The organism is Brachybacterium epidermidis (genome assembly GCF_015209585.1).
GTDB lineage: Bacteria > Actinomycetota > Actinomycetes > Actinomycetales > Dermabacteraceae > Brachybacterium > Brachybacterium epidermidis.
The window spans coordinates 146,415-171,852 of sequence record NZ_JADEYR010000004.1 but is presented as its reverse complement, the minus strand read 5'-3'; the positions used below and the strand labels follow the sequence as shown (position 1 = coordinate 171,852).

The window sequence follows — 25,438 nt, the reverse complement described above, 5'->3', positions numbered from 1 at the left end:
GAAGTCCTGCTGCCCACAGCGGTGACGGCTCTCATGCTGCCCCCCGCACCTGGGCAGATGCCATCCGTGCACGCCTAATCCCCAGCTGACGCTCCTACCATGGGGTCATGCTGCGCACCGCTCTTCGCCCCCGCCTGCTGGGCCTGCTCGCCCTCATGGTGGCGGCGACGGTGGGGTGCGGACTGCTGGCCTCCTGGCAGTGGGACCGTGCCCACCGTGCCCTGACCAGCCGCGATGATGCCCCCGCTGAGCTGGGGGACGTGCGCGACGTGCTCGAGGTCGGGGGAGCCGTGACCAACGACATCGTGGGCGAGCTGGTCACCGCACAGGGGCGGTTCGATCCCGCCGAGCAGGTGCTGGTGGCTGGGCGGCGCATCGACGGGACCGAGGCCACCGTGGTGGTCACGGCCCTGCACGTCGACCTCGACGACGGCACCACAGCCCGCCTCCCGGTTGCGCGCGGCTGGCTGCCCACCGCAGAGGTCACCGGCGCCGACGGCCACCTCGACCCCTCCCTGGCACCGCCGCCCCCGTCGGGCGAGGTCGCTGTGGCCGGTCGGATCGAGGCCAGCGAGGCCGCCTCCGACGGCATCGAGGGGGGTGTGGCCACGGAGATCGCCACCCCGCAGCTGGTCAACGAATGGGGCGCGCCCATGTACGCCGGGTACGTGGCGCAGACCTCCGAGTCCGCGGGCCTGTCACCGATGCCGGCCGCGCAGTCGGCGTTCTCGCGCGGGCTGGACTGGCAGAACATCGGCTACGCCGCGCAGTGGATCCTGTTCGGGGCCTTCTTCCTGTACCTGTGGGGGCGCTCTGTGCGCACCGCCTACCTGGACGAGCTGGCCGACCAGCGCGAGGCACTCGAACGAGAGCTGGATGGCGGTAGCGTGGGCGGGTCCGATACCGCCCCGGCGACCTCTTCCGCCGCCACCCCGACTGCTGACAAGGACCGATGATCGTGGCCTCCTCCACCCGCCCCCTCGACGAAATGGCCGTGCGGACCTCCTTCGCCCGCTTCCGCATCGCCTCCATCGTGGAGGGCATCGCACTGCTGGTGCTGGTCGCGATCATGGTGATGCGGTACGGGGTGTACGGCGGCGAGGGTCTGTTCACCTCCACCTCCGCCACCTGGGACCAGATCTCCTCGGTGTGGTCCCCGATCCACGGCCTGATCTACATGGTCTACGTGATCCTCGCCTTCGACCTGTGGATGCGGATGCGCTGGGGGCTGCCGCGGATGCTGCTGCTGATGTTCTTCGGTGTGGTCCCGGTGCTGTCCTTCTTCGGGGAGCGCTGGACCCACCAGCAGGTGGAGTCCGATCTCTCCCGCCGCCCCACGCTGCAGGACCAGGAACGCCCTGCCTGACGCCGTAGACTTCTGGGCGTGAGCACAGCTGAGAACACCGATGCCGATCCGGTCCTCGTCGTCGACTTCGGGGCCCAGTACGCGCAGCTGATCGCGCGCCGGGTCCGTGAGGCCGACGTCTACTCCGAGGTCGTCCCGCACACCATGCCGGTGGCGGAGATCCTGGCCCGCAGACCGCTGGCGATCATCCTCTCCGGAGGCCCCAGCTCGGTGTACGAACCCGGAGCCCCGCGCCTGGACCCGGCCCTGTTGGAGGCCGGGGTTCCTGTGCTGGGCCTGTGCTACGGGTTCCAGTCGATGGCCGCCGCACTCGACGGCACCGTCGCCCCCACCGGTGTGCGCGAGTACGGAGCGACGCGCCTGGAGGCCGTCGACGCCGCGTCCCAGCTGCTGGCCGATCAGGACGTCGAGCAGAACGGGTGGAGGAGCCACGGCGACTCCGTCACCGCCGCGCCGGAGGGATTCCAGGTGGTGGCCACCTCCGCCGGCAGTCCCGTGGCAGCCTTCGAGCACCCCGAGAAGCGGCTGTACGGCGTGCAGTGGCACCCCGAGGTGGGTCACTCCGACCGCGGCCAGGAAGTGCTGGAGAACTTCCTGTACCGGGGCGCCGGCATCGACCCCACCTGGACCACCGGCAACGTGATCGAGGAGCAGGTCGAGAGGATCCGCGAGCAGGTGGGCGAGGGCACCGCCATCTGTGCGCTCTCCGGCGGCGTGGACTCCGCCGTGGCCGCGGCCCTCGTGCAGCGTGCCATAGGGGACCGCCTCACCTGCGTGTACGTCAACCATGGACTCATGCGGCAGGACGAGTCCGCGCAGATCGAGAAGGCCTTCGGCGAGTCCACCGGTGGGGCGAAGCTCGTGGTGGTCGATGCCGAGGACCAGTTCCTGCAGGCACTGGCCGGGGTCACCGACCCCGAGCAGAAGCGCAAGATCATCGGCCGCGAGTTCATCCGCACCTTCGAGCGCGCCCAGGCCGAGATCCTCCGTGAGCGCGGCCTGGTGGAGGACGAGGCCGGCGGCGGCACCCACACCACCAGCGAGGACGCCACCGCGTTCCTGGTCCAGGGCACCCTGTACCCCGACGTCGTCGAGTCCGGCGGGGGAGAGGGCGCTGCCAACATCAAGAGCCACCACAACGTGGGCGGCCTGCCGGAGGATCTCTCCTTCGAACTCGTCGAGCCGCTGCGCACCCTGTTCAAGGACGAGGTGCGCGCCGTCGGCTCCGAGCTGGGCCTGCCCGACGAGATCGTCTGGCGCCAGCCGTTCCCCGGGCCGGGCCTGGGCATCCGCATCATCGGCGAGGTCACCCGTGAGCGCCTGGACGTCCTGCGGCGAGCCGACGCGATCGCCCGTGCGGAGCTCACCGCTGCCGGTCTGGACCGCGAGATCTGGCAGTGCCCGGTGGTGCTGCTGGCCGATGTGCGCTCCGTGGGCGTGCAGGGCGATGGCCGCACCTACGGCCACCCCATCGTGCTGCGCCCCGTCACCAGCGACGACGCCATGACCGCCGACTGGGCCAAGGTGCCGTACGAGGTGCTGGGCCGCATATCCACCCGCATCACCAATGAGGTGCCCGAGATCAACCGCGTGGTCCTGGACGTGACCAGCAAGCCACCGGGCACCATCGAATGGGAGTGAGCCCCTGCTGAGCCGTCCCGCGGTCGGGATCCGCGGGGGTCGTCGTCGCGCCGTCGGGGCCCTGGCAGCAGGCTCCCGACCGATCGGCGGGGAGGCGCCTTGCCGCGCCGGGTGGCGAAGGGCTACGTTCTGCGGACGTCAGTGAGCGTTCGTCCTCCGTCGACTGCCGCGACGTCGTCGAGTGAGAAGGGCGGACCGATGGCCGAGGCCGAGAGCGACACGATCACGACGCAGGTGCCCTCGAGGCTGGACCGCCTGCCTTGGTCCCGCTTCCACTGGCGCGTGGTGATCGGGCTGGGCAGCGTATGGATCCTCGACGGCCTTGAGGTGACGATGGTCGGCAACGTGGCCGCCCGGCTCACCGAGGACGGCAGCGGTCTGGACATCTCCGCCGGCCAGATCGGCGTGGCCGGTGCCATCTACATCGTCGGCGCCTGCCTCGGTGCGCTCGTCTTCGGCCAGCTCACCGACCGGCTGGGCCGCAAGAAGCTCTTCCTGTGGACGCTCGTGCTCTACCTCGTGGCCACCGTGGCGACGGCCTTCTCCTTCTCCCCTTGGTATTTCTTCCTCTGCCGCTTCCTGACCGGCGCCGGGATCGGCGGCGAGTACGCGGCCGTCAACTCCGCGATCGACGAGTTGATACCCGCGAGGGCGCGGGGGCGGGTGGACCTGATCATCAACGGCTCCTACTGGCTGGGCTCGGCCGCGGGCTCCGCGCTGTCGCTGGTGCTGCTCAGCACGGCGCTGCTGCCCATCGACCTGGGATGGCGACTCGCCTTCGGCTTCGGCGCGGTCCTCGGCATCTGCGTGCTGTTCGTGCGGCGCCACGTGCCGGAGAGCCCTCGCTGGCTGTTCATCCACGGCCGCGAGGAGGAGGCCGAACGGATCGTGCGCGGGATCGAGGAGGGCATCGAGGAGGAACGGGGCGAGGAGCTGCCCCCGGCGGAGGGTTCGCTCACGATCCGTCAGCGCAAGGCGATCCCGTTCCGCGAGATCGCCTCGGTCGCATTCCGCAAGTACCCGCGGCGCTCGATCCTGTGCCTGGCGCTGTTCCTCGGACAGGCGTTCCTCTACAACGGCATCACCTTCAACCTCGGCGTTCTGCTGTCGTCCTTCTACGACGTCGGTGCGTCGCTCACTCCGCTGTTCATCATCTTCTGGGCGCTGTCGAACTTCGCCGGCCCGGTGCTGCTGGGACACTTCTTCGACAGCGTCGGTCGCAAACCGATGATCGCCCTCGCCTACTTCGGCAGCGCCGCGGTGACCCTGCCCCTGGCGTGGGTGTTCCTCAGCCAGACCGGCGGGCTCACCGCCTTCATGATCCTGTTGGTGATCACGTTCTTCCTGGCCTCCTCCGGCGCCAGCGCCGCCTATCTGACGGTGAGCGAGATCTTCCCGATGGAGACGCGGGCGCTCGCGATCGCCTTCTTCTATGCACTCGGGACCGCGGCGGGCGGCATCGCCGGCCCGTTGCTGTTCGGAAGCCTCATCGACACCGGGGAGCGGATGCCGGTGGCCATCGGCTTCCTGATCGCCGCGGCGGTGATGTCCCTCGGCGGCGTCGCCGAGCTGGTGTTCGGCGTCCGCGCGGAGGGGCGGGAGCTCGAGGACCTCGCCGCCCCGCTCACCGCGCAGGAGGATGACGGCCCCGGCGACGGCGAGACCGAGAGGGGCGCAGGAGAGACGGGTGAGCGGGCATGACGCCCCTGGGTTGCCTGGTGTTCGGCCACCGACCGGCCTTCCGCGCCGATGGACGCACGATGCGCTGGGAGTGCGAGCGGGGCTGCGGAGAAGGCGGAGGCACGAAGGACTACGACACCGCAGCCGAGGCCGAGCGCTTCGCTGCGGCCTTCGACCGGCGCGGTGACGCCCGCCTCGGTGAGCACGCCCCGCTGCTGGGCATGTTCCCGTTGCGGCTCTGGCGATGGATGCGCGGGCGCCGCGGGCCCACCGCCTGACCGGCGCCGTGCTGCCCTGTGCGCCGGCGGTCACGCCGAGGGCGGCGGCTCCAGCAGACGCGAGGGGTGCGAGGGCGCGGTCGCATGCCAGGAGTGGGTGCGCTCATAGGTCTCCCATCCCATCGAGGCATAGATCCGGTCGGCGCCGGTGGGGGAGTCCTCGTCCACTTCGAGGTCGACGAACGTCCGCCCGCGCTCGGCGGCGTCGCGCAGCGCGGCCCGCAGCAGGGACTTCGCGATCCCGCGCCCGCGGGCGCTGCGGTGCACTCCGAGGTACTCCAGATACGTGCCCTCGCCGCGGGTCGTGGTGGCCTTGATCGGGGCGGCGACGAGGCCACCCGCCGGCAGCCATCGGCCCTCGCGCTCGATCTCCGCGATCCACCAGTGGTCCCAGTCGGCCTCGTCCGGCGCTTCGATCAGGCGCTGGACGAACTCGGCGAAGGACTCGCGGTAGGAGCCCCAGTGGTCGGCGAACGACTCCTCGAGCATCCGGTGAACGGTGCGGACGTCCTGGGCGACCGGCAGGCCGGACTCGTGACGGTGCGCGCGCCGGACCCGGGTGCCCTCCCGCGGGGCGGGCAGCGAGGTCGTCTCCTCGGGGGAGACGGGGCGGCGCATGTGCAGCCAGGAGCGGACCATCTCGTAGCCTGACGCCTCGAGCAGGTGGGCGCGGTCGGTGTCCAGCGCGTTCGCGTCCGTGGTGAGCTTGGTGGCCTCCACGCCGCGGGCGCGGGCGAAGGAGCCGCCCACCTCGACCGCCCAGTCCAGCAGCGAGGCGGCGAGCTCTTCCCGCTCGGGGGCGTCGGCGGCGATGACGAACTGGACGTTCGTGCGCCCGCTCGCGCGGTCCTCGAGAGCGATCCACGCCAGCGGCGGCAGCTCGAGGGTGGGGGAGCCGTCGGCGCCGGCGGGCACGACGACGACCTGGCGTCGTGACCACGACTTCAGCCCCACCATCCGCGAGCGCAGTCCTGCTTCGTCGGCCGCGGCCTCGGGGTCGTAGCGGCGCATCGCGGCCGTGAGCAGCGCGGTCACGGGGGCCACGTCCGAGGCGAGCGGCAGGCGCGTGGCGAGTCGGCCCTCGAGGACGGCGGGCAGCGTGGGTGCGAAGTGGTCGACGAGCAGCATCCGCCCATCTTTTCACGCGGGGACGGGAGGACTTCGGGCATCGGGGACCTGGCGCGGGAGGGGACGGTGCTGCGGGGTGTCGCGATGTGTCGTCGCGCGGGGTGGCGACGGCGCGGGTCAGCGGGCGGGCTCCGCGCCGTCCTGCCCGTCGGCGTGGGGATGGATCGTGCGGATCTCGCCGGTGACGGGCACGGACCCGGCCGCACGCTCGCCGGCGAGCGCCCCGTCGGCGGCGGGGCCGAGCTGCTTGTCGGAGTCCGCGGCCATGTCCTCGGCGCTCTCGACGGTCTCGCGCAGAGGGACCTGCTTCACGAACAGCGAGAGCACGAAGGCGAGCACCACGAAGGGCACAGCGGTGAGGAACACGACGTGCATCGCCTCGCTCATGCCCATGCGGATCGGGTCCACGAGGAAGGCGGGCAGCTGCTCGAGCGCCGCCGGGTCGAGCACCGCGGCCTCGAGGCCGGTGGCGTCGAGATCACCGCCGCCCTGCTGGAGCGCGGCGAGCTGCTCGGCTGGCAGGGCCGAGATCTGGTTCTGGATGGCGGTGCCCATCTGGGACGTCATCACCGTGCCGAGCACGGCGGTGCCGATGGTCGAGCCGAGGTTGCGGAAGAACTGGATCGCGGCCGTGGCGATCCCGAGCTCGCGCCGGGGGACGACGTTCTGGACCACGAGCGTGAACACCTGCATGCACAGGCCCAGGCCCAGGCCGATCACGATCATGGCCAGGGTGAGGTGCCACTGCGAGTCGCCGTACTGCAGGTTCGCCAGCAGCAGGTACCCGCCCACGAGCACGGCGCCGCCGAGCACGAGGAAGATCTTGTAGGTGCCGAGGCGCGTGATCAGCAGACCCACCACGATCGAGGTGAGGATCATCGCGACCGACAGCGGGATCAGGATCGCGCCGGAGTTGGTGGCGGAGACGCCCATGACGCCCTGCGCGTAGACCGGGATGTAGATGATCGCGCCGAACATCGCCACCGCGATCGCGAAGGAGGCCGCGACGGAGAGCGCGACGATCGGACGCAGCAGCAGGTGCATGGGCAGCAGCGGCTCGGGCACCTTGGTCTCGATGACGACGAAGGCGATCAGGAACGCGGCCGCCACCGCGTACATCCCGATGATCACGGGGGAGCCCCAGGCGTAGTCGTTGCCGCCCCAGGTGGTCGCGAGCAGGCCGACGACGAGTCCGGGGGTCAGCGTGATCATGCCGAGCAGGTCGACCTTGCCGTGCTGGCCGGCGGCCGGCAGGGGCAGGAAGCGCAGGATGAAGCCGAAGGCGACCACGCCGAGAGGGAGGGGGAGGTAGAACAGCCAGCGCCAGCCGAAGTTGTCGGTGATGGTACCACCGAGGAGCGGGCCCACCACGGAGGTCACGCCGAAGACGGCGCCCATGATGCCCTGGTACTTGCCGCGCTGACGGGGCGGGATGATGTCGCCGATGATGGTCTGGCTCAGCGGCATCAGGGTGCCCATGCCCAGGCCCTGCACGGCGCGGGCGAAGACCAGGAACCAGAAGCCCTGGGCGAGGCCGGCGAGCACGGAGCCGATCATGAACACGGCGAGGCCGCCGAGGTAGAACCAGCGGCGCCCGTAGAGGTCGGAGAGCTTGCCGACGATCGGGACCGCGACGGCGGAGACCAGCATCGCGGCGGTCGCGATCCAGCTGTAGTGCTCGACGCCGCCGAGCTCGGCGACGATGCGCGGCATCGCCGGACCGACGATGGTCTGGGAGAGGGAGGCGACGAACATGCCGAGCATGAGCCCGACGAAGACGAGCGTGCCCTGGCGGTCGAGGCCGGTGAAGGCGGCGGGTTCTGCGGCTTCCGCCTGCGGTGCCCGGGTGATGGATGCAGTCATGAGGTCCTCGGGGGTGAGCGGTGGGGGACGGCCGCAGCACCCCGTCGGGCTGTGACTCGGCAACAATACAGAACTGTTGCATTGACTGCACTATTGCATCGAGTGCAGATTGTGTGATGTGTCGGACCTAGGATGGGAACGTGACTTCCGCGCAGACGACCGATGACCATGATTCTGCGGGCTCGGAGGAGCTCGGCCTGCGGGAGCAGAAGAAGCGCCAGACCCGCATGGCGATGCATCGCGCCGCCCTCGAGCTGGTGGTCGAGCACGGGCTCTCGGCGGTCACAGCGCAGATGATCGCCGAGCGCGCCGGGGTCTCCACCCGCACCTTCTTCAACCACTGGGCGACCAAGGAGTCCGCGATCCTCGGGATCAACGGCGGGGAGGGCGCGCAGGCGATCGCCTCGTTGCGGGAGAAGCTCGCGGTCATGCCGGCGCGCGAGGCGATGCGCTCGATCATGCGTGAGGCGATCGCGAACGTCCCCGTCGACCGCGGTCTGCGCGAGCTGAAGAAGCAGGTCATGGAGCAGGAGCCGAGCCTGCACCTGGTCTCCAGCGGAAACCTCCAGGCGATGCAGACCGAGCTGGTCGAGGAGCTCGCGGAGGCGCTCGAGGGCGAGTTCGCCCGCGATCATGCGGTGATCCTGGTGCAGGTCAGCTTCGCCCTGACCCGCAGCGCGTTCGCGATCTCCATGCGGCGCGGCATCGACCCGGTCCGCGCCTTCGACCAGGTGCTCACCCTCTACGACGGGTCGGGCACCGAGATCTGAGCCGGAGGCCGAGTGAGCCCGGGCCGAGGTGGGCAGGGTTCAGCGCAGCAGGCGCCCGAGGCCGCCGATCCAGCCGCGCCCGTCCTCGAGGCGCTCGGCGACCCCGCGCTCGAGGCGCGAGGAGCGGGGGAGCGAGGCGACGTCGACCGGCGGCCGGCGGCCGAACACGAAGAAGAGCGCCCCGTCGTCCATCCGGGAGCGCTCGAGCATCTCCCAGCGCGCGGCGAAGCGGGCGAGGTTCGAGCCCTCTCCCGTGATCTCGGCGAGCTGGTCGCTCAGCAGCCACGAGTCGCAGACGAACTCATGGCCGAACGCGGGCTCCTCCGGGCCGCGCCCCGCGCCGAGCTCGGGGTAGTGCTCCGTGAAGTAGGCGGTCGCGGCGTCGAAGGAGGCGTCGACCTCCGAGGGATCCAGCGGGCCCCGCGCCGGGATGTGGGTGCCGAGCACCCAGCGGCGGGAGCTATCGGCCGACGGCGTCGAACCGGCGCCTGCGAGCAGGGCGGCCCTTCGACGGTGCAGGTCGAACTGGAGGCGCCCGAGGTGCACGAGCCGTCCCGCCCAGTTCATGCTCACCCAGTTCAGCTGGTGGAGGCCCAGGCGCCCCGTGCCGGCGCGATGGACCCGCATCTGCTGGCCGAGATCGGCGAGCACCTCCCAGGACTGCTCGGGAGTGAGCCCGCGGACGGCGTGCCAGGCGCGCACCGTCGAGGTCGAGACAAGCAGCGCGAGGATCGCCACCAGACCCTCCCCGGGGGCAAGACGCCGCTGGAGGGCGTCGTGGCGCTCCTTCTCGGCGGCGAGGTCGACCTCGGGCACCTCGAGTCCGGCGGCGGCGCGCAGACGGTTCGCGGTCTCGGCCACCTCGGCCAGCACCTCCGCATCGGCCGCGGCGGCGTCGAGCAAGGGGAGCAGGTCCGAGGCGTCCTGGTCGGTGATCCCGAGGTTCTCGAGCAGGGCGGCGCGGGAGGGGGCGGTGAGCATGACGCGTACGTCCGCGGCGGCGAGCTCGTCCTCGGCACGGATCTCGGCCGGCGGGGGTGGCTTCATGTGATCACGGTAGCGGGTCAGCCGCGTTCTCCCGCTACGATCGGTGCGTCCCGACCGCGAGCGCGCCGGTGCGCCGGCGAGGAGGCCATGATGACCAGTGCGCAGCAGGATCCCGCCACGCCCGGGACGCAGGACGCCCCGGCTTCCCGGGCACAGGACGCCCCGGCCGCGCCGCCCGCGAGTTCGAAGGAGGCCGAGGCGATCCGCACCGCCTACGGCTTCGAGGGTGCGCGCATCCACCTCGGCGCGATGCTCGACGGGGACGAGCCGGACCCGAGCGTGCCGGTGAACCTCGCCGTCTCGATGCTGAACCGCCACGGCCTGATCGCCGGCGCCACCGGCACCGGCAAGACCCGCACCCTGCAGGTGATCGCCGAGCAGGCCGCCCACGCCGGCGCCGCCGTGTTCGTGGCGGACATGAAGGGTGACCTCTCCGGCATCGCCGTGCCCGGGCCCGCCTCCGAGAAGCTCACCGCGCGCGCTGCCGCGCGAGGCCAGGAGTGGATCTCCCGCGCGGCTCCCGTGGAGTTCTACAGCCTGGGCGGTCAGGGCCAGGGGGTGCCGATCCGCACCACCGTGAGCGACTTCGGGCCGGTGCTGCTGAGCAAGGTGCTGGATCTCAACGAGACCCAGGAGAGCTCGCTGGGCCTGATCTTCCACTACGCGGACCAGGGCGGTCTGGCTCTGCTGGACCTGAAGGACCTGCGTGCCCTGATCCAGTTCCTCACCTCCGAGGAGGGCAAGCTCGAGCTGAAGGGCATCGGCGGCATTTCGACCGCCACCGCCGGGGTGATCCTGCGCAAGCTCACCGCCTTCGAAGCGTCCGGGGCCGATGTGTTCTTCGGCGAACCGGCCTTCGACGTGCAGGAGCTGCTGCGCTCCACGCCCGAGGGCACCGGGATCATCTCCTGCCTGGAACTGCCCGGGGTGGCCACCCGCCCGGAGCTGTTCAGCACCTTCATGATGTGGATGCTCGCGGAGCTGTACCAGGAGCTGCCCGAGGTGAGCGACGCCGAGGTGCCGAAGCTGGTGTTCTTCTTCGACGAGGCGCACCTGCTGTTCAAGAACGCCTCCGCGTCCTTCCTGGACCAGGTGGTGCAGACGGTCCGGCTCATCCGCTCCAAGGGGGTTGGGGTCTTCTTCATCACCCAGACCCCGAAGGACATCCCCGGCGACGTGCTCGCCCAGCTGGGCAACCGGGTCCAGCACGCTCTGCGGGCCTTCACCCCGGACGACGCGAAGGCGCTCAAGGCCACCGCCTCCACCTTCCCCACCTCGGAGCACGACCTCGAGAAGGTCATCCCCGGGCTCGGCACCGGCGAGGCCATCGTCACCGTGATGAGCGAGGACGGCGCCCCGACGCCGGTCGCGATCACAGCGGTGCGCGCCCCCGAATCCGCGATGGTGCCCGCCGGGGAGCAGGTCATCGAGCAGGCCGTCGCCGCTTCCCCTCTCCAGCAGAAGTACGGCACCCCCGTGGACCGCGAGAGCGCCTTCGAGATCCTCGCCGAGCGAGCCGAGGCGGAGGCCGAGGCCGCCGCAGAGGAGGGCGCAGAGCCGGCGCCGACGTCGACGCGGACAAAGGGCGCCGCGGCCCCTGCCCGGAAGCGTTCCTCCGGTGCGAAGGACGAGGGTGTGCTCGCCAACCCGGCGGTGAAGTCGTTCCTGCGCTCGGCCGGGACGGTGCTGGGCCGGGAGATCACGCGCAGCCTCTTCGGGACCCGGCGCCGACGGCGCTGAGCGTGGGGAGGGTAAGCATCTGAGGTCAGATGTCAAGGGGTAGAGCTACCCATCGACATCCGGCGGCGTGGACCCTAGCCTGATCGGGCCCGGGGCGTTCGGCCCGCTGGGACGGCCCCGAGCTCGTCGAGGCGGTCAGCGGCGCGCCTGCGGCCCCGGGTGGCCTCCATCCCCCCGCATCGAAGGGACCGACATGCCCGATCTCACGACGACCGCTCCCCGGCTGACCCGCCGCGGAGCCCTGCGCACGCTCGGCACCGCCGCGCTCCTCGGGACCGGCCTGGCGGCCGGCAGCGCCGCGCTGTCGGCGCCGGCTTCCGCCTCCGGCCGCGTCGAGACCGCCTCGAAGCACCTCTACCAGCCGAACTCTTACTACTGCGGCCCGACGTCGGTGTGGATGGTACTGAGCGCGAAGATGGCGACGCCGCCGTCGCTCGCGACGATCGCCGCGCACCTGGAGACGGAGGAGTACGGCGCCACCCCGTTCTGGACCATCGACGACTACCTCAGCGCGACGATGCCCGGAGCCACCTACAGCTTCCAGAAGGTCCCCACCAAGCCGGCGACCTCCTACTCCGCGAACCTGCTGTGGGAGCGCGTCACTGAGAACGTCCGCAACGGGTACCCCTCGATCGCGTACTGGCAGGCCCCGGCGGGCTCCTACCCGCTGTGGCACGGGAACACCAGCCGCATCGGGCACTACGTGGTGATCGACGGCTACGACCCGGACACCCGCGAGCTGCTCATCGCGGACCCCGCGGGCAGCGCCCTGGGCGGGTTCACCGCCCCGGCCTACTACTGGCTGCCCCTGTGGCAGGTCGCGAACCTGTGCGGCGTTTACGACGGCTGGGACGCGGGCTATTTCTGGTGACAGCTGGCTGATCCCGTCGTGAGACGAGGGCGCCCCCGGACGATGGTCCGGGGGCGCCCTGCGTTCGGAGCCGATGCGGCATCAGGCACGCACGGCGGTCACTTCTTGCCCTGGTTCGCGACGGCCTCGGCTGCGGCCTTGGCGGCCACGGGGTCGAGGTAGCGGCCGCCCTTCTCCACCACGTCGAAGTTCTCGTCGAGCTCGTACACCAGCGGCTGGCCCGTGGGGATGTTCAACCCGGAGATCTCCTCGTCGGAGATGCCGTCGAGGTACTTCACCAGTGCTCGCAGCGAGTTGCCGTGGGCGGCGATCAGGACCGTCTTGCCGGCCTTCAGATCCGGCTTGATGCCCTCCTCCCAGTAGGGGAGGAAGCGGGCCACGACGTCCTTGAGGCACTCGGACTTCGGCATTTGGTCGCCGAGATCAGCGTACTGGGGGTCCTGGTCCTGGCTGAACTCGGAGCCGAACTCGATCTCCGGCGGCGGGGTGTCGTAGGAGCGGCGCCACGCCATGAACTGCTCCTCACCGTACTTCTCGCGGATCTCGGACTTGTTCATGCCCTGCAGCGCGCCGTAGTGGCGCTCGTTCAGGCGCCAGTCGCGCTTGACGGGGATCCAGTGGCGATCCGCGGCGTCCAGCGCCAGGTTCGCGGTCATGATCGCGCGGCGCTGCAGGGAGGTGTGCACGACATCGGGGTGGATGCCGGCCTCCTTCATCAGCACGCCGCCGGCGACAGCCTCCTCGCGGCCCTTCTCGGTCAGCGGCACATCGACCCAGCCGGTGAACAGGTTCTTGGCGTTCCAGTCGCTCTCGCCGTGGCGGAGCAGTACGAGTGTGTAGGTCATGGGTACAGCGTACGTGCGCCGCGCAGGAGACGCACAGGACCGCAGGCAGGGCTCTCGTGCCCCGTGCCCTCAGGCCTCCAGCAGGATCGTCACGGGGCCGTCGTTGACCAGGCCGACCCGCATGTGCGCCCCGAAGCGCCCCTCCTGGGCGTCCACGCCGCGCTCCCGGATCGCCTCGACCACCTGCTGCACGAGCGGTTCGGCCACCGGCCCAGGCGCGGCGCCGTTCCATGAGGGGCGGCGTCCCTTGCGCACGTCGGCGTAGAGGGTGAACTGGGAGACCACCAGCACGGAGGCCCCCGCATCGAGGACGGAGCGCTCGCCATCGAGGATCCGTAGCTCGCAGATCTTCCGGGCGATCATGGCCACCTGCTCGGGGCCGTCGTCATGGGTGACGCCGATCAGCGCCAGCAGTCCCTCGCCCTCGACAGCGCCGACGACCTCGCCGTCGACCTTTACCCGGGCGCCATCCACTCGTTGCAGCACAGCTCGCATGCATCGAGCCTAGCCACCCCGGCGGCGGGGCGTGGAGGTCAACAGCGGGGCGTGGAGGCCAGCGGCGCGCAGGGGCCTCAGCCGCGCACGATGGAGTCGATCGAGCGCTCCTGGGTGGGGGAGTCGTCGCCGAGCGCGTCGTGGGTAGCGGAGGGCGGACCCGGCGCCGGGATCGCGTCAGGTCCCTGCGCGGGAGGCATGGAACGTGCACGGATGGGTTCCGGCCGCTGACCCGTGGCCGCCGACGGGGGAGCAATCCCCCCGGGAGCACGGACCCCGGTCGCGGGCCCCCGATGTGCGGGGGCCTGCTGATCGATGCGTGCCCGCTCGGCGGCGCGTGCGCGCTCCACCCACTGCTCGGCCACCCGGACGATGGCCTCGGTGGCGGCCTCCCAGGCGTTCTCCTGCTGGCGGTGCGGGCCGGTGGCGAGAGAGAGCACCACCCCGGCCGATCGCAGGGCGAGCTCGGTGGGATCGACCCTGCCCTCGAACACTCGATGCCAGTCGGTGATGGCGCCCTCCACGCGGGCTTGCATGTCCCGGTCGATGCGGCCCGTGTTGCCGTAGTCGGCCAGCACGCTCAGGTGTGCCAGCAGGCACGCCAGATCATCCGCGCGTCGGCCCGGACCCACGGTGTCGATATCGAGCAGGCCCACCACGCGCCCGTCCTCGACGAACACCTGGGCCTCGTAGAAGTCCCCGTGGACGATGTCGTGCGGGCGCATGTCCAGACGCTGCTCGAGGGCGGCCAGCCCTTCCCGGATGGAGCGGACCAGCGCGTCCAGCCGGGGTCCGAGCGCCGGCATCGAGGCGGCGACGATCCCGGCATAGAAGTCCACCGAATCGGTCCACGGGGGGCGCAGGGGCAGGGGGTACATCGAGGCGGGCAACCGGTCCACCAGCGCCACCAGGTCCTCGCCCCGGCAGGCGTCGGCGCCCTCGTCCACGACGGCGCGGGACAGTGGACGGCCTGGGAGCTCCCTCAGCACCACCAGCCCGTTGTGGTGCGCGATCACCTCCGGCACCGGGACGCCTGCGGCCAGCAGGCGCTGATGGCGATCCACGATCTCATCGCTGCGGTGCGGCTGCATCACCTTGAGGAACACCGCGTGGCCACCCTGGGAGACGCGCAGCACGGCCCGGCGCCCGGGACGGTAGGAGACGACATCGATGACCACGGGCGTGCCCGGATCGCCGAGCGACACGCCGAGGTCGCGCAGAGTGCGCACCACCACATCCGGGTAGCAGACCGACGGCAGCATGGGCAGCCACGGGTCGTGCGGGTAGCGCCAGACCCGCACGTTGATGTCCCCGTCGGTCATCACCAGGGTCTGCTCGGCTACGTAGAGGTTCTTCTCCTTCTCGCCGATGTGGGTGCTGGCGCCGAACAGCTCCTCGCGTGCGGGAGCGCCGGGACCGTCCAGCTCAGGCCACGACACCATGGTGCGGAACAGTGCTTTGGTGCTGCGACCGGGGCGGTGATCCACGTGGTCGAGCTGCCAGCCGTGCAGCACGCCACCGGAGTTGCCGACGGCCGAGCGGAGCAGGCCGCCCGCTCCGGGGCCGGTGAGCAGCTCCGCGCCGTCCTGCGTACGTGTCATGGGTTGTTTCTACCAGGTTGGGCCCCTGCCGGTGACAGCGCCTACCATGTTCGTCATGTCCGACGCTGCCGATCCGTACCGCTCCCGGAACCTGCTGGGTATCCCGGAGACCCGTTTGCCGGGTGACTTCGTCGACGTCGAGGTGGCCGCGGCGCTCGCCGATCACCAGGAGCCGCGCGACATCGCGCGCGAGCACCCTGAGTCACCGCTGGTGTGGGCCGAACTCGCCCAGGACGCGCTGAGCGACGGCGACGACATCGCCGCCTACGCCTACGCCCGCACCGGCTACCACCGCGGGCTCGATGCACTGCGTCGCGCCGGATGGCGCGGCCAGGGATCCATCCCCGCCTCGCACGCCCCCAACCGCGGCTTCCTCAAGGCGCTCGCCCTGCTCGGCGAGACCTCCCGCCGCATCGGGGACGACGCCGAGGCAGTCCGCGTCCACGAGTTCCTGCAGGACGCGGATCCGTCCCTGCTCGCCTGACCTGCCGGTCAGCCCCGGCACTGCGGTCCCGAGCCGAGAGCACCACTGCCCCGTCCCGGACCCGATTGGTAGGATCCTCGCGTTCCTCCCGACCACACCAGGAGTCGCCATGCCCGCCGTCGTGATCGTCGGAGCCCAATGGGGTGATGAGGGCAAGGGCAAGGCCACGGACCTGCTCGGTGAGAGCGTGGACTACGTGGTCAAGCCCAACGGCGGCAACAACGCCGGCCACACCGTCGTCATCCAGGGCGAGAAGTTCGAGCTGAAGCTCCTTCCCGCCGGCATCCTCACCCCGGGCGTCACCCCGGTGATCGGCAACGGCGTGGTGGTCGACCTCGAGGCGCTCACCGAGGAGATCGAGATGCTGACCGCGCGCGGGGTGGACACCTCCTCCCTGCGGATCAGCGCCAACGCGCACGTGGTGGCCCCGTACCACCGCACGCTCGACAAGGTTACCGAGCGCTTCCTGGGCAAGCGCGCCATCGGCACCACCGGGCGCGGCATCGGCCCGGCGTACATGGACAAGGTGGGCCGCCTCGGCATCCGCATCCAGGACCTGTTCGACGCCTCCATCCTGCGGCAGAAGGTCGAGGGCGCCCTGCGCCAGAAGAACGCGCTGCTGGTCAAGCTGTACAACCGGCGTGAGGTGGACATCGACGAGACCACCGAGCAGCTGCTCTCCTACGCCGACATGCTGCGCCCCATGGTGGTGGACACCACCGCCCTGCTCAACGACGCCCTGGACCGCGGAGAGGTGGTGCTGATGGAGGGCGGCCAGGCCACCTTCCTGGACGTGGACCACGGCACCTACCCCTTCGTCACCAGCTCGAACCCCACCGCCGGCGGCTCATGCACCGGCTCCGGCATCGGCCCCACCCGGGTCGACGGCGTGATCGGCATCGTCAAGGCGTACACCACGCGGGTGGGCGCCGGCCCGTTCCCCACCGAGCTCGAGGACGAGTGGGGCGAGTTCCTGCAACGGGTCGGCGGCGAGGTGGGCGTCAACACCGGTCGTCCCCGCCGCTGCGGCTGGTACGACGCGCTGATGATCCGCTACGCCGTCCGTGTCAACGGCTTCACCGATCTGGTGCTTACGAAGCTCGACGTGCTCACGGGCATCGAGGAGGTGCCGATCTGCGTGGCCTACGACGTCGACGGCACCCTCCACCACGAGATGCCGATGACGCAGACCGAGTTCCACCACGCCGAGCCGGTCTACGAGACCATGCCCGGCTGGACCGAGGACATCTCCGGATGCCGCACCGTGGAGGAGCTGCCCGAGGCCGCACGCAACTACGTGAAGCGCCTCGAGGAGCTGGCCGGCTGCCGGATCAGCGCCATCGGCGTGGGCCCGGACCGCGAGGCCACCATCGCCGTGCACGACCTGCTCCCCGGCCCCCAGCACTCCACGAGCGCCTGAGATGGCCACCCGCCGCACCGACCCCGAGGCCGGGGGACGAGCCCTCGCGCAGTGGGCCACCCGTCCCGAGACCGACGGGCCCGCCCCGCGGTCCGTCCGGGCCACCGCCGTGCGACATACGCTCGCCCTGTTCGCCGAGGAGTTCCCCGGCGGTGCCGTCGAACTGCGAGTCCCGCCGTTCGCCGCCGTGCAGGCCCTCCCCGGTGCGCGCCATACCCGCGGCACCCCACCGGCCGTGGTGGAGACCGACGACGCCACCTGGCTCGCCCTGGTGGCCGGGGACCTCACATGGGCCGAGGCGACTGGGACCGGCCGCGTGCGGGCCAGCGGTGAGCGCAGCGACCTCAGCGATCATCTGCCGCTGCCGGGGGCCCGCCGCGCCGTCCGTGAGGCCCGGAGGCTCCACCAGACGGAGAGCACATGACCGTGCGCGTCGAGATCGCCGTCCAGGACGAGGCCGGTCTCGAGGTCGCAGCCCGCGCCGGGGCCCACCGCATCGAGCTGTGCGTCGACCTCGACCGCGGCGGCCTCACGCCGCCCGTCGATCTGGTGGAGCGGTGCGCGCGCCGCGCATCAGCCCTGGTCGCTGCGCAGGAGGCCCGTCCCCATTTCGACGTGCACGTGCTGATCCGCTCCCGTGCAGGCCAGGACGACTTCCTGGGCAGGCCCGAGGAGTTCGTCTACAGCGACGAGGAGATCGCGCTGATGGCACGGCAGGCGAGCGAGGTCGTCGCCGCCGGAGCTGCCGGGGTGGTGTTCGCCGCGCTCACACCCGAGGGGCGTCTCGACCTGCCCGCCATCGAGCAGGTGCGCGATGCGGCCCTCGAGGCGGCCCAGTCGGCCATGCGATCGGTCACCCTGACCGCTCACCGCGCACTGGACGCCATTCCGAGCGTCGAGCATCGCACCGAGGCCGTGACCACACTGCTGGGAGCCGGATTCCACCGGGTGCTCAGCTCCGGCGGTGCCGCCCGCGCCCTGGACGGCGCCGCGGACCTGGCCCGGATGGTCGAGGCATCCGAGGCGCTGCTGGACGTGTGCGCCGGTGGCGGGGTCCGCCCCGCCGACATCGAGGACCTGGTGCGTCGCAGCGCCGTCACCGACGTGCACCTCTCCGCCCGGCGCCGACCCGGCAGTCTCGTCGAGCCCGACGCCCCCGACACCACCACCGACCCCGCGATCGCCGCAGCAGCGGTGGACGCCGCAGGAGCACTGTGACCCAGCACGACCCCGCCCCGCACGACGCCACCGAGCAGGACCCCGCCCCGCACGACGCCACCGAGCAGGGCCCCGCTCGGACGACGGTGTACGTGCGAGGACGCCGAACGCCCACCCTCGCCTTCTGGGTGGTGCTCGCCCTGGTGGTGCCCGCCGTGGTGGCCCTGATCGCGGCCCCCCTGCTGGGGGTGGGCGGCGCCGGTGGGATCCTCGCCTTCACCTTCATCGCGGTGCTCAGCATCGGCGTGCCGCTGGCGGCCCTGGCCGCGCTGGTGGACCTGATCCTGGAGCGCCGTCGCAGGCGCTGATCGCCCTGGTACCGGCACCACCCCGCTGTGGCATCATGATGCGGTGGCACCACGCGGCGACGGAACCCTCTCCCACGACCTGCTCCCCGGGGAGAAGGGCCCTCAGGACGCATGCGGCGTCTTCGGGGTCTTCGCCCCCGGTGAAGAGGTCGCCAAGCTGACCTACTTCGGGCTGTACGCACTGCAGCACCGCGGGCAGGAGTCCGCCGGGATCGCCGCCAGCGACGGCTCCCAGATCATGGTGTTCAAGGACATGGGCCTGGTCTCGCAGGTGTTCGACGAGGCGTCCCTGGAGACCCTGCAGGGGCACATCGCGATCGGCCACACCCGCTACTCGACCACCGGCGGCTCGGTGTGGTCCAACGCCCAGCCCACCCTGGGGCCACGCCCGGAGGGCACCGTGGCGCTCGCGCACAACGGAAACCTGGTCAACACCGGTGAGCTGCTGCGCCTGCTCGAGGAGCGCGAGCACGCGCGCTCCGGAGAGATCGCGCGCGGGAACACCACCGACACCGCCCTGGTCACCGCGCTGCTGAACACCGAGGGCAGCCTGGAGAGCGCCCTGCGGGATCTGCTGCCGCTGCTGCGCGGCGCCTACTGCTTCACCCTGATGAGCGAGGACACCCTGTACGCGGCGCGGGACCCGCAGGGCATCCGCCCGCTCGTGCTGGGAAGGCTCGAACGGGGCTGGGTGGTGGCCTCCGAGACGGCCGCCCTGGACATCTGCGGCGCCAGCTTCGTGCGCGAGGTGGCGCCCGGCGAGATGATCGTCATCGACGAGCAGGGGCTGCGCAGCGAGCAGGTGCTCGAGCCGCGCCCCAAGGGCTGCGTGTTCGAGTACGTGTACCTGGCGCGCCCCGACACCAGGATCGCCGGCCGCAGCGTCAACGAGTCCCGCATCGAGATGGGGCGCCGCCTCGCCCAGGAGCACCCCGTCGAGGCGGACCTGGTGATCCCCACCCCCGAATCCGGCACGCCCGCTGCGATCGGCTACGCCCAGGAGTCCGGCATCCCCTACGGCCAGGGGATGGTGAAGAACGCCTACGTGGGCCGCACCTTCATCCAGCCCAGCCAGACCATCCGCCAGCTCGGCATCCGCCTCAAGCTCAACCCCCTGCGCGAGGCCATCCAGGACAAGCGCCTGGTGGTCGTGGACGACTCGATCGTGCGCGGCAACACCCAGCGCGCCGTCGTGCGCATGCTGCGCGAGGCCGGAGCGGCCGAGGTGCACGTGAGGATCTCCTCCCCACCGGTGCGGTGGCCCTGCTTCTACGGCATCGACTTCGCCACCCGTGCGGAGCTGATCGCCAACGGCCTGGGGGTGGGGGACATCGCCCGCTCCATCGGGGCCGATTCCCTCGGCTACATCTCGCAGGAAGCGATGATCGAGGCCACCGACCAGGACAGCTCCACCCTGTGCAGCGCCTGCTTCACCGGGCAGTACCCGGTGAGGGTCACCGACGTCGAGGAGCTCGGCCAGGGAACCCTGGACCTGCACACCCAGCAGACCGTCGCAGCACGGGAGGACGCATGAACGACCAGCCGATCACCTACGCCTCCGCCGGCGTGGACACCGCTGCGGGCGACCGCGCCGTCGCCCTGATGAAGGAGGCGGTGGCCGCCACGCACGGCCCCGAGGTGCTGGGCGGGATCGGCGCCTTCGCCGGTCTGCTGGACATCAGTGCCGTCAAGGACTACGAGCGCCCGCTGCTGGCCTCCTCCACCGACGGTGTGGGCACCAAGATCGCGATCGCCCGTCAGATGGACGTGCACGACACCATCGGACGGGACCTGGTGGGCATGGTCGTGGACGACATCGTCGTGGTCGGGGCCACGCCGCTGGCGATGACCGACTACATCGCGTGCGGCAAAGTGGTGCCCGAGCGGATCGCCGACATCGTCCGCGGCATCGCGGAGGGCTGCCGCCAGGCCGAGTGCGCCCTGGTGGGCGGGGAGACCGCCGAGCACCCGGGCCTGATGGCCCCCGAGGACTACGACGTCGCCGGAGCGGCGGTCGGCGTCGTCGAGGCGGAGGACATGCTCGGTCCGGAGCGGGTGCGCGCCGGCGACGTGCTGATCGGCATGGAGTCCTCCGGTCTGCACTCCAACGGCTACTCCCTGGTGCGGGCCGTCCTGGCGGCGCAGGATCTGGACCTGGGGCAGGACGTCGACGACTTCGGTCGCACCCTGGGGGAGGAGCTGCTGGAGCCCACCCGGATCTACGCCGCCGACGTGCTGGCGATGGTCCATGACCCGCGCACCAGCTCCGGTGTGCACGCCCTCAGCCACATCACCGGCGGGGGACTGGCGGCGAACCTGGCGCGCGTGCTCCCCGCGGGCACGGCTGCCCATGTGGATCGCTCCGCCTGGGAGCCTGCGCCCGTGTTCGGGCGCATCACCGCCTGGGGCGGGGTGCCCCAGCTCGACCTCGAGGGCACGCTCAACATGGGCATCGGGATGATCGCGGTGGTGGCCCAGGAGAGCGCGCATGCCGCCATCGACGTGCTGGTCGAGCGAGGCCTGCCCGCCCAGGTGATCGGCGAGGTCATGGACGAAGGATCACTGCCGGAGCCGACGGGACCGCTGGAGCGGCTGGTCTCCGGCGCCAAGGGCGTGGAGGGCGGCGGCGTGCTGCTGACCGGTCAGCACCCCGGGTGGGGGACCGGCACGAAGGCGTGAGCCGGGCTATGCCGTTCCCGCAGGCAACGGCCGGAGCCCGCGGGCGGCACCCGGAACCGCAGGCGCCCCTGCCGGGACATGCGACGAGGGATGACCGGGCTGGTCATCCCTCGTGCGTGGTCACGGTGCCGGCGAGTGCCGCAGCGGTGCGTCAGCGGCGGCGCGCCGACGGAGCATCCTCGTTGGCCCAGTCGTCGCTCTCGTCCGACCACGGATCGCGTGCGGAGCCGGAGTCCTCGGACGAAGCGTTCCTCTGTGCCTGCAGCTCCCGCTGAAGCGCCGAGAGGTCCGTGGGCGGACTGTAGTACTTGAGGTCCCGTGCCACCTTGGTCTGCTTGGCTTTCTGTCGGCCACGACCCATGGATCTGACCCCCTGTGCGTCGGAGCGGGCATGTCGGCCCGGAAGATGGCATTGATTCGGAACCCAAGCGTACATGCAACGCTCCGCCTCCGGCCAACGCGGTATAGGAGACGTTGCTGACGTTCTGGCGCGACAGGGTCGCGACAGGCCGGGCGGGGATGGCGACGCGAAGTTCGGTCCAACCGGTAAGAGCCTAGGAGTTCACCGACACCCGTCCCTCATGCGTCTGTGTTCGCGCTGGTCAGGGCGCCGGGTTATCTCACTACGGACAAGAACGCCGGTCGGCGGGCGGTGCGGGGGTCGCAATGTGCGCTCAAGCGTAAACTTATGCGCGGTAGGCTCTCCCCCTGTGGAACGGCCCGTGGGCCGGCCAGCCTTCCCCCGGATACAAGCGAAAGGTCGCAAGCTCGATGTTCAGCACCGAGGAGCCTCAGACACCCGGACACGGAGGCACGGAGCTCCTGACTCCCGCCGAGGTGGCCAAGCTCTTCCACGTCGACCCCAAGACGGTAACGCGGTGGGCCCAGGCAGGGAAGCTCACCTACCGGCGCACCCTCGGCGGGCATCGCCGCTACCCCCGGGACGAGGTCATGCGGCTGCTGCAGGAGAGCGCCGACACCGAATGACCATTGATCCGGTCTTCGGGGACGGGTACGCGATGCAGCGGATCGACCTCGGTGCCGACGCCGAGGGGCCCCTCGTCGCCACCCTGGTGCATCGTCTTCCCGAACGACCGGACTCCGTCCCGATCCTGGTAGGGCACGGCTGGTCCGACTACGTGCTGGACCGTGAGCTGCTGGAGCACCTGGCAGCCCGTGGTCTGGACGTGTGGGCGCTGGATCTGCGCAAGCACGGCCGCAGCCTCCTGCCGGGGCAGACCCCGACCGAGATCGACCACCTCAACCGGTACGACGAGGAGATAGACGCGGCGCTGCGCATCATCGGCAGGGACCGCCCCCCGATCATGCTCGCCCACTCCACCGGCGGGCTCACCGCAGCGCTGTGGGCGGTGCGGCACCCCGGCACGATCCGCGCCCTCGCGCTGAACTCCCCGTGGCTGGAGATGCACCTGGGGGCGGCCGTGCGGCGTCTGCTGAGCAGGCCGGTGAGCCGCCTGGCCGGCCGCCTCAACCCCCGCCCCCTGCTGCCCCAGGGGGTCGAGCACTATGCGCGGTCGGTGCCCCGCGACTACGGCGGTCTGTACGCCTACGCCCTCGCCCTGAAGCCCCCGGGCGGGCATCCCTTCCCCGCCGACACCTTCGCGGCCGTGATCGACGGACAGAGCCGGCTCGAATCGGCGGGCCCTCTCGCCATCCCCGTGCTCGTGATGCACTCGGCGCGGTCCGTCTTCGGCATGGAGTTCACCGAGGCCATGCGTCGGGCCGATTCGGTGCTCGATGTGAAGGTGATGGCGGAGGCCGCTGCGCAGCTGGGGCCCGACGTGCGGATCGAGGCCATCGAGGGTGCGCGTCACGACGTGTTCCTCTCCGACGCCGACGCCCGCCACCGCGCCATCGAGGTGCTCGACGACTGGTTGGACGTGGTCCTGACCGGTCGGCATACCATGAGCGGGCGCGGGTCCAAGACCGAGCGCATCCCTCCCGTCAGCAGCTCTTCGGAAGGAGCAGGATGACCTCGGGCCCCCGTGCGCTGCGCGACCATGCGGACGCCCTGCGGCGGGCAGCTGACCGCTTCACTCTGCTGCGCTTGCGCGTCTCCAACGCGGTCCTCGAGGTCACACGCTCATCGGACCCCCGCATCCGACGTATCGGCGAGGACCTCCGCGAGCGGTGGAGCAGCGAGCAGTACGCGGAGCTGGGACGGATCGCCACCGGGCTGCGGGCCAGCGCACGTCGGCTCGACGAGCAGGCCACGGTCCTGGAGCGCTCCAGCGGGCGTCGTATGGGCGGGTACGCGGGAGCCGGGTTCCTGGGCCGGGGGGACGATGCCCGCCATCACGTGGACGAGGTGGCGCGCTTCGTGGGAGCCCAGCACTTCGCGGGCACCCAGCATGGCGCGAGCATCGGCGGCTTCCCACTGTCCCCGCAGGCCGAGGAGGGGTTCCTTCCCCATCCCTCGCACGCGGTCGGGGCGGTCACGCCGGACTACGAGGACCAGTCCGACTGACCGCCGTCGCCGCGGCGATCCCGCCGGCGACCAGTGGCACCACCAGCGTGGTGATGGCCAGCAGCAGCATCGCCGAGGCCGACGCCGCCGCTCCCAGTCCCAGGCCCACCAGGGCTGCGGCCCCCACGGTCTCGGTGATCCCTGCGCCACCGGGGGTGAGGGGCACCAGGGACAGCACCCGGCCGAGCGCGAAGATCGCGACCGTCAGCAGCAGGTGCACGGATCCGCCCACCGCCTCGATCGCCAGTACCAGGGCGAGCCACTGCAGCACGCGCGCCAGGGCCGTCGGCCCCACCAGCGCGACCGGCCGCTCCCGCAGCAGCGCGGCGGCGAGGACCAGGGCGACCACGGCACCGACCACCGCGGCCAGCGCCGCCCACAGCGCGGCACCGGGCAGATCGATCCGAGCATCGGTGACCATGCCTGCTGCGACGTAGGCGATCCCGCCCAGCAGTGGTACCAGCACCGTGGTCACCAGCATCTCCACCAGGGATGCGGCGACGATCCCGGTGATCACCACCGACAGTGCCAGCCCCGTGCGGCGCAGGATCCAGCCCAGCAGCCCCATGCCGAGCATTCCTCCGCCTGGAATGGCCAGGGCCATCGCGCTGGCGGCGGCGTGCCCCTGCAGGACGGTCCGGTACGAGGAGCCGGGCACGGCGGTGCGCACCGTCCATGCTTCGAGCGCGAGAGCACCGAGGCCAAGCAGCAGCATCGTCGGGACGGCCCATGCCGGCAGGCCCGCCAGGGAGTCGAGGATCTGGGGCCAGGAGGCGCCGGCCGCCCACGGCAGGCCCCACCACAGCAGGGCGGCGACCAGCAGCAGGGACAGCACTGCCAGCGTGATCCGCTTCCCGCTGAGCTCCGGGGGACGGTCCACGGTGAGGCCCGGGGCGATGGCCTGCCACGGCGGTGCAGATGACGGCTCGACGACGGGATGCACCGAGGAAGCCGGCGCCGGGGACGGGCGGTGGTCGGCGTCGCGATCGCCAGGGTCGGGCATGCGGCGATTCTCGCACGCGGGAAGGAGACTGTTCCCAGGGGGCGGAACGTAGGATGCCGACATGTCGTTCGTATATTCGCTCCTCGTCATCGCGCACCTGCTCTGCTGGGCTGTGGCCCTGGGCACTTGGGTGGCTGCTGCCCGTACCCGTCAGCCCAGCCCCGGCATGGCCCACTCCGCTGCCGGTGCCCTCGTGTTCGGTCTGATCATCGCTGTGATCGCCTCGGTCACCGGTGATCCGAACCATATGAAGCTCGGCATCAAAGCACTGATGGCGATCATCGTCACCGTGCTGGCCTACATCGCGCACAAGAAGGGCCCGCAGACCCCGTCGGCCGTGTGGTTCGGCATCCCGGTGGCGATCATCATCAACGTCTTCGTGGCCGTCCTGATCTGACAGAGCTCGCAGGCGGCCGGCCCAGCAGGGCCGGGTCCCTCCTTCCGGTCGTCCGTTCGTCCACATCGGGCCCGGCAGCGTCTGCGCTGTCGGGCCCGACACCTATCCTGGAACCC

At 71.1% G+C, this 25,438-nt stretch carries 27 protein-coding genes; 19 read left to right on the top strand and 8 right to left on the bottom strand.

Annotation, left to right across the window (positions count from 1 at the left end):
- Window positions 1-107: 107 nt before the first annotated feature.
- From IOE58_RS06165 to IOE58_RS06145, 5 genes are all read left to right on the top strand, one after another.
- On the top strand, window positions 108-956 hold the full coding sequence (locus IOE58_RS06165; RefSeq protein WP_193865528.1) for an SURF1 family protein: 849 nt from the start codon (window positions 108-110) through the stop codon (window positions 954-956).
- On the top strand, window positions 953-1,366 hold the full coding sequence (locus IOE58_RS06160; protein ID WP_193865527.1) for a DUF3817 domain-containing protein: 414 nt from the start codon (window positions 953-955) through the stop codon (window positions 1,364-1,366). The genes IOE58_RS06165 and IOE58_RS06160 overlap by 4 nt, the downstream gene beginning before the upstream one ends.
- A gap of 18 nt (window positions 1,367-1,384) precedes the next feature.
- Complete coding sequence (gene guaA, locus IOE58_RS06155) at window positions 1,385-3,007, top strand: glutamine-hydrolyzing GMP synthase (protein ID WP_193865526.1); 1,623 nt, start codon at window positions 1,385-1,387, stop codon at window positions 3,005-3,007.
- A gap of 198 nt (window positions 3,008-3,205) precedes the next feature.
- On the top strand, window positions 3,206-4,708 hold the full coding sequence (locus tag IOE58_RS06150; RefSeq protein ID WP_193865525.1) for an MFS transporter: 1,503 nt from the start codon (window positions 3,206-3,208) through the stop codon (window positions 4,706-4,708).
- On the top strand, window positions 4,705-4,965 hold the full coding sequence (locus IOE58_RS06145) for a hypothetical protein (RefSeq protein ID WP_193865524.1): 261 nt from the start codon (window positions 4,705-4,707) through the stop codon (window positions 4,963-4,965). Before IOE58_RS06150 ends, IOE58_RS06145 begins: the two co-directional genes overlap by 4 nt.
- Window positions 4,966-4,995: 30 nt before the next feature.
- Here IOE58_RS06145 and IOE58_RS06140 read toward each other — a convergent pair whose 3' ends face one another.
- Both IOE58_RS06140 and IOE58_RS06135 read right to left on the bottom strand, forming a co-directional pair.
- Window positions 4,996-6,093 carry a GNAT family N-acetyltransferase gene (locus tag IOE58_RS06140; RefSeq protein ID WP_193865523.1) on the bottom strand — a complete coding sequence of 366 codons (1,098 nt, stop codon included), beginning with the start codon at window positions 6,091-6,093 and terminating at the stop codon, window positions 4,996-4,998.
- A 117-nt stretch (window positions 6,094-6,210) separates the two neighbouring features.
- Window positions 6,211-7,956, bottom strand: coding sequence for an MDR family MFS transporter (locus IOE58_RS06135; RefSeq protein WP_193865522.1), 1,746 nt, complete (start codon window positions 7,954-7,956; stop codon window positions 6,211-6,213).
- Window positions 7,957-8,096: 140 nt separating this feature from the next.
- On the opposite strand from IOE58_RS06135, the gene IOE58_RS06130 reads away from it, so the two are divergent.
- Window positions 8,097-8,726: a TetR/AcrR family transcriptional regulator gene (locus tag IOE58_RS06130; protein ID WP_193865521.1), complete on the top strand. Its 630-nt coding sequence runs from the start codon at window positions 8,097-8,099 to the stop codon at window positions 8,724-8,726.
- A gap of 39 nt (window positions 8,727-8,765) precedes the next feature.
- On the opposite strand, the gene IOE58_RS06125 is transcribed toward IOE58_RS06130, so the two are convergent.
- Window positions 8,766-9,773 (bottom strand): acyltransferase domain-containing protein, encoded by a 1,008-nt coding sequence (locus IOE58_RS06125; protein ID WP_193865520.1) that lies wholly within the window; start codon window positions 9,771-9,773, stop codon window positions 8,766-8,768.
- Between the two features lie 90 nt (window positions 9,774-9,863).
- Between IOE58_RS06125 and IOE58_RS06120 the strand changes: the two genes are divergently transcribed.
- Entirely contained in the window at window positions 9,864-11,513 is a 1,650-nt protein-coding gene (locus IOE58_RS06120; protein WP_193865519.1) for a helicase HerA-like domain-containing protein, read from the top strand.
- Window positions 11,514-11,706: 193 nt separating this feature from the next.
- A complete protein-coding gene (locus IOE58_RS06115) occupies window positions 11,707-12,384 on the top strand; it encodes a C39 family peptidase (RefSeq protein WP_193865518.1) in 678 nt (225 codons plus the stop codon).
- Between the two features lie 98 nt (window positions 12,385-12,482).
- Here IOE58_RS06115 and IOE58_RS06110 read toward each other — a convergent pair whose 3' ends face one another.
- From IOE58_RS06110 to IOE58_RS06100, 3 genes are all read right to left on the bottom strand, one after another.
- On the bottom strand, window positions 12,483-13,229 hold the full coding sequence (locus IOE58_RS06110; RefSeq protein ID WP_193865517.1) for a phosphoglyceromutase: 747 nt from the start codon (window positions 13,227-13,229) through the stop codon (window positions 12,483-12,485).
- 69 nt (window positions 13,230-13,298) lie between these two features.
- A complete protein-coding gene (dtd, locus tag IOE58_RS06105; RefSeq protein WP_193865516.1) occupies window positions 13,299-13,724 on the bottom strand; it encodes a D-aminoacyl-tRNA deacylase in 426 nt (141 codons plus the stop codon).
- Window positions 13,725-13,801: 77 nt separating this feature from the next.
- Window positions 13,802-15,325 (bottom strand): phosphotransferase, encoded by a 1,524-nt coding sequence (locus IOE58_RS06100; RefSeq protein WP_193865515.1) that lies wholly within the window; start codon window positions 15,323-15,325, stop codon window positions 13,802-13,804.
- 55 nt (window positions 15,326-15,380) lie between these two features.
- Between IOE58_RS06100 and IOE58_RS06095 the strand changes: the two genes are divergently transcribed.
- The 7 genes from IOE58_RS06095 to purM all read left to right on the top strand — a co-directional run bounded on the left by IOE58_RS06095 (window position 15,381) and on the right by purM (window position 21,434).
- Window positions 15,381-15,809: a DUF3151 domain-containing protein gene (locus tag IOE58_RS06095; protein ID WP_193865514.1), complete on the top strand. Its 429-nt coding sequence runs from the start codon at window positions 15,381-15,383 to the stop codon at window positions 15,807-15,809.
- A gap of 109 nt (window positions 15,810-15,918) precedes the next feature.
- On the top strand, window positions 15,919-17,229 hold the full coding sequence (locus tag IOE58_RS06090) for an adenylosuccinate synthase (protein WP_193865513.1): 1,311 nt from the start codon (window positions 15,919-15,921) through the stop codon (window positions 17,227-17,229).
- A gap of 1 nt (window position 17,230) precedes the next feature.
- On the top strand, window positions 17,231-17,653 hold the full coding sequence (locus tag IOE58_RS06085; RefSeq protein ID WP_193865512.1) for a sterol carrier family protein: 423 nt from the start codon (window positions 17,231-17,233) through the stop codon (window positions 17,651-17,653).
- Complete coding sequence (locus IOE58_RS06080) at window positions 17,650-18,447, top strand: copper homeostasis protein CutC (protein WP_193865511.1); 798 nt, start codon at window positions 17,650-17,652, stop codon at window positions 18,445-18,447. Before IOE58_RS06085 ends, IOE58_RS06080 begins: the two co-directional genes overlap by 4 nt.
- Entirely contained in the window at window positions 18,444-18,755 is a 312-nt protein-coding gene (locus tag IOE58_RS06075; RefSeq protein WP_193865510.1) for a hypothetical protein, read from the top strand. The genes IOE58_RS06080 and IOE58_RS06075 overlap by 4 nt, the downstream gene beginning before the upstream one ends.
- Before the next feature lie 43 nt (window positions 18,756-18,798).
- Window positions 18,799-20,289, top strand: a complete 1,491-nt coding sequence (purF, locus tag IOE58_RS06070; RefSeq protein ID WP_259889317.1) for an amidophosphoribosyltransferase — start codon at window positions 18,799-18,801, stop codon at window positions 20,287-20,289.
- Window positions 20,286-21,434, top strand: a complete 1,149-nt coding sequence (purM, locus tag IOE58_RS06065; RefSeq protein WP_193865509.1) for a phosphoribosylformylglycinamidine cyclo-ligase — start codon at window positions 20,286-20,288, stop codon at window positions 21,432-21,434. The genes purF and purM overlap by 4 nt, the downstream gene beginning before the upstream one ends.
- A 151-nt stretch (window positions 21,435-21,585) precedes the next feature.
- Here the strand turns inward: purM and IOE58_RS06060 are convergent, their stop codons facing one another.
- Entirely contained in the window at window positions 21,586-21,795 is a 210-nt protein-coding gene (locus IOE58_RS06060; protein WP_193865508.1) for a DUF3073 domain-containing protein, read from the bottom strand.
- 410 nt (window positions 21,796-22,205) lie between these two features.
- Here IOE58_RS06060 and IOE58_RS06055 point away from each other — a divergent pair, with 410 nt between their 5' ends.
- The 3 genes from IOE58_RS06055 to IOE58_RS06045 are packed head-to-tail and all read left to right on the top strand — an operon-like array spanning window position 22,206 to window position 23,922.
- Entirely contained in the window at window positions 22,206-22,421 is a 216-nt protein-coding gene (locus IOE58_RS06055; protein ID WP_193865507.1) for a BldC family transcriptional regulator, read from the top strand.
- On the top strand, window positions 22,418-23,428 hold the full coding sequence (locus IOE58_RS06050) for an alpha/beta hydrolase (protein WP_193865506.1): 1,011 nt from the start codon (window positions 22,418-22,420) through the stop codon (window positions 23,426-23,428). Before IOE58_RS06055 ends, IOE58_RS06050 begins: the two co-directional genes overlap by 4 nt.
- The gene (locus tag IOE58_RS06045) at window positions 23,425-23,922 is read left to right on the top strand and encodes a hypothetical protein (RefSeq protein WP_193865505.1); all 498 of its coding nucleotides are present in this window, start codon (window positions 23,425-23,427) and stop codon (window positions 23,920-23,922) included. The genes IOE58_RS06050 and IOE58_RS06045 overlap by 4 nt, the downstream gene beginning before the upstream one ends.
- On the opposite strand, the gene IOE58_RS06040 is transcribed toward IOE58_RS06045, so the two are convergent.
- Complete coding sequence (locus tag IOE58_RS06040; RefSeq protein ID WP_193865504.1) at window positions 23,891-24,925, bottom strand: lysylphosphatidylglycerol synthase domain-containing protein; 1,035 nt, start codon at window positions 24,923-24,925, stop codon at window positions 23,891-23,893. The two genes, IOE58_RS06045 and IOE58_RS06040, sit on opposite strands and share 32 nt — an antisense overlap.
- A 61-nt stretch (window positions 24,926-24,986) precedes the next feature.
- Between IOE58_RS06040 and IOE58_RS06035 the strand changes: the two genes are divergently transcribed.
- Window positions 24,987-25,322, top strand: a complete 336-nt coding sequence (locus IOE58_RS06035; protein ID WP_193865503.1) for a hypothetical protein — start codon at window positions 24,987-24,989, stop codon at window positions 25,320-25,322.
- Window positions 25,323-25,438 lie beyond the last annotated feature (116 nt).